The 3,360-nt window shown below is 75.4% G+C and carries 4 protein-coding genes; all 4 read right to left on the bottom strand.

Annotation, left to right across the window (positions count from 1 at the left end; genetic code table 11):
- The coding region (locus AOK18_RS22760; protein WP_167738729.1) for a caspase family protein at positions 1 to 824 on the bottom strand (824 nt) is incomplete at its 3' end.
- 4 nt (positions 825 to 828) lie between these two features.
- Positions 829 to 1,191 carry an effector-associated constant component EACC1 gene (locus AOK18_RS22765; protein ID WP_055574459.1) on the bottom strand — a complete coding sequence of 121 codons (363 nt, stop codon included), beginning with the start codon at positions 1,189 to 1,191 and terminating at the stop codon, positions 829 to 831.
- A 195-nt stretch (positions 1,192 to 1,386) separates the two neighbouring features.
- Entirely contained in the window at positions 1,387 to 2,556 is a 1,170-nt protein-coding gene (locus tag AOK18_RS22770; RefSeq protein WP_055695546.1) for a hypothetical protein, read from the bottom strand.
- A 71-nt stretch (positions 2,557 to 2,627) separates the two neighbouring features.
- Positions 2,628 to 3,360 (bottom strand): PP2C family protein-serine/threonine phosphatase (locus AOK18_RS22775; RefSeq protein ID WP_139058494.1); only part of this gene is annotated, 733 nt, incomplete at its 5' end.

The raw sequence follows: 3,360 nt of genomic DNA on the forward strand, positions 1-3,360 counted from the left end.
GGCTCGGGGTCCGTCGGCTCCGGGCCCCCCGGCTCGGGGTCCGTCGGCTCCGGGTCCGTCGGTCCCGCGTCCTCCTCCGGGGCGTGCGGGCCCGCCGCCAGCAGGACGTCCTCCCCCGGTTCCGCGCGCCACTGCGGCTCCCACCCGTCGCCGCGCACGGTGTGGAGGCCGCGGGCGGCCATCCGCTCCCGTATCCGCTCGGAGAGGTCCAGGAAACCCGTGTCGCCCTCCTCGTCGAGGAGCCGGACGAGTTCGGCGGTGTACGGCGTCGGAGTCCCCGGATCGCCCGCGTCGATGCGGTGGTTGGCCTGGACGCTCATCATCAGCAGCAGGCGGTGCTTGTCGTCCAGGTTCTCCCTGAGCCAGGCCGCGTTGCCGGCGAAGCAGCAGTCCAGGACCACCACGATCCGCCGGGCCGGGCTGGTGGCCAGCATCGCCAGCACGGTGGTGAAGGGCTCCGCCCCCGGGAACACGGCCTTCCCGCCCGCGACCACGCGCGCGTTGCGCATCTGCAGGAACAGCTCGTCGCCCGCGCTGGGGATGGCGCCGTGTCCGGCGAAGTAGAGCAGCAGCACCCCCTCCGCCTCCGCGGCGGCCGAGAGCAGCGTCCGCTCGAAGCGCTCCAGGGACGGGGAGTGGACGACCGTGACCTCGCGCTCGTCGAACACCCGCCCGCGTACCAGCGCTTCACTCAGGCGGTCCACGTTGTGCTCGACCGCCGGGAGGCCGCCGGGCACGCCGTGCGGCGGCCGCGTGTGGGCGTACTCGGACACGCCGACCAGCAGTGCCCTGTTGGACTTCCCCCGCGGGTCGAGACGGATCACCGGCCTACCTGTCGTCGAGGTTCACCGATTCGACTCTGCTCTCGGGCGGGTCGCCGTCCTCGACGTCGCGCCGGTTGGCCTTCCAGGCCGAGACGGCCTTCTTGACCTGGTCCAGCAGCTCCGTGGCGATCGCGCCCGCGCCCGCGCCGACGATCAGGACGACGATGTCCATCCCGAGACCCATCGGAGCGCCGGACTCGTCCGTCCTCGGCCGCTCCTGGATCCGCAGCTCGCCCGCGCGCACCCGTTCGTCGAGCGGTTTCTCCCGCTCCAGCCATTTCCGCAGCGCACCGATGTCGCTCGTGCTCGCGGTGCCGTCCAGCCGAATCCGAATGCCCTGGTTGGCCACACCATCCCCCTCAGCCATAACTCACCATCATGGCACCGCTGTTGTCCCAGGGGGAGAGGTCGGCACCACCCGCGTCCCACCGATCGGGAACGGAAGAACACGGGCGGAAACAGAAGGACGTCCCCGGGTTCGGTCGGATCCGAGCCGGTTCGGTCGGAGTCGTGCGGGCTCGGGCGGGCTCGGGCGGACTCGGGGAGCCGGGTGGTTGCCGGTTCAGCCCTGTGTCTGCAACTGGTTCAGCTGCCGCCGGACGTGGTCCAGGGCGCCTTCCCGCCGTCCGGGCACGCGGCTGCGCAGCTCCGCCAGGGCCAGGCCGAGTTCACGGGCCCGCGCCGGGTCGCCGATCCGGCCCCACTGGTGGTGCGCCCGGTCCACGGCGGTCTCGACGCAGGAGGCGTCCGCCGCCTGGCCGGTGTGGAGCCGTGCGGCGGCCACCGTCAGCCAGATGTGGCAGCTGAGCGCCGCGTCCCCGGCCAGCATCGCCAGGTCCGCGCGGACCTCGGCCCAGTGCAGCGCCTCCTCGGAGGAGGGCCCGTGGGCGAGGGCGGCGCTCTGCTCGTGCCGTGCGGCGAGCGCGTGGGCCTCGGCGTGCCGGCCGGACCGCACGGCCTCGGTGATGGCCGTGTGCGGGTCACCCGGCACGGGTCCGGTTCCGCGCCGCGCCAGGACGAATCCGGGGGACGCGCCCTCCGCGGTGGCCCGGGCCAGCGCCTGCCGGTGCAACTCCTCGTCCGGCGGGCGCCGTCCGCTGCGCAGCAGCGCCCCGACCGCCTTCATGTACGCCGGTTCCGCGACCGTACGGCGGGAGCGGGAGGGCGGCGGTGCGACGCGGCCGTAGACGGCGGTGTCGCGGCCGGGGTCGAGCGCGGCCGGGAGCGTGAGCGGGACCTGACCCGGACCCGGTGGGCCCGGGGAGTCCGGCGGTCGCGTGATCCCCAGTGCCTGCCGGGTCTCCTGGTCCGCGTGCAGGTCGAGGATCAGCGTCGTGCCGCCCGGGGGGCGCAGCCGCAGCTCGTCCCGGAACCAGTGCCACGGGAACGCCGTGTAGCGCACGGTCGACGGGGTGGTGCGGGCCAGCGCCAGATGGGGCAGGCGCTGGCGGCGGTCGAGCAGCAGCTGCCCCACGACGTACAGGGTGAGCGGTCCGGGGGCGGTCGCGGCGGCGCGCAGCCGGGTCAGGACCGCCTGCGGCTCCAGCGGGTCGGCGAGTTCGACGACGTTCGCGGTGTCCGTGCCGGACAGGACGGCGGGCGGCACGGCCGCGAGGACGGGAAGCACGGACGCCGCGTCCACCAGCCGTCCCCGTCCGGACGGCGAGGCCGCCAGCAGCAGCACGGTTCCGGGTACGGCCCCGGGCCCGCCTCCCGGTGTGGTCCCGGGCATGTTCCCTCCCCCTGTCGATCACGACCCAGAACAGCACCGTAACCGCTGCGGCTCCCCCGGGGGATGCCGGTTCAACGAACGTCCCCCTTCGAGGCGTTCGGCCCCGGCCCGCCGGTCCGGCGTACCGCGAGGGCCGTGGTGTCGTCGTTCAGGTGGCCTCCGCTGTGCCGGAGCGTCCCGTCCCGCACGACGACGGCCAGCCGGGCCGGTTCGGCGGCGCGCGCGTCCCGCGCGACCGCCCGCGCCACGTCCTCGGCGAGCGGGTAGAACGTCCCGGCGGCGTCGCGCGCCTCGGTCACCCCGTCGGTGACCAGCAGCAGCGTCTCGTCGGCGGCCAGCGGCAGCCGGTGCACGCGCACCGGAGCCGGATCCAGCTCGCGCAGCCCCAGCGGCAGCCCGCCGGTCACCGGCAGCGGCCGTACGCCGCCGGGGCCGACGGCCAGCGGCGGCTCGTGCCCGAAGACCACGACCTCCACCGGGCCGGAGCCCGGGGCGCGGGTCCGCGCCGGGCCGGGGCCCGCCGCGGCCGGCCGGTCCGCCGGGAAGCCGAGCAGCACGGCGGTGGCGAAGCGGTCGCCGTCGGACCGGCCGAGGGCCGCGGTGTACTTCCGGTGTCTCAGCATCCGCTCCTCCAGGCGCTCGGCCACGACCGACAGTTCCGGTTCGTGGTAGCCCGTCTCGCGGAACGTGCCGAGCAGCACCGCCGCCGTCTCCACCGCGCCCAGCCCCTTGCCCTGCACGTCCCCGACCAGGACCCGGGTGCCGTGCGGGCCCGGCTGGATGTCGTAGAAGTCGCCGCCGACC

Origin of the sequence: Streptomyces prasinopilosus (assembly GCF_001419695.1) — a bacterium.
GTDB classification, from domain to species: Bacteria; Actinomycetota; Actinomycetes; order Streptomycetales; family Streptomycetaceae; genus Streptomyces; species Streptomyces prasinopilosus.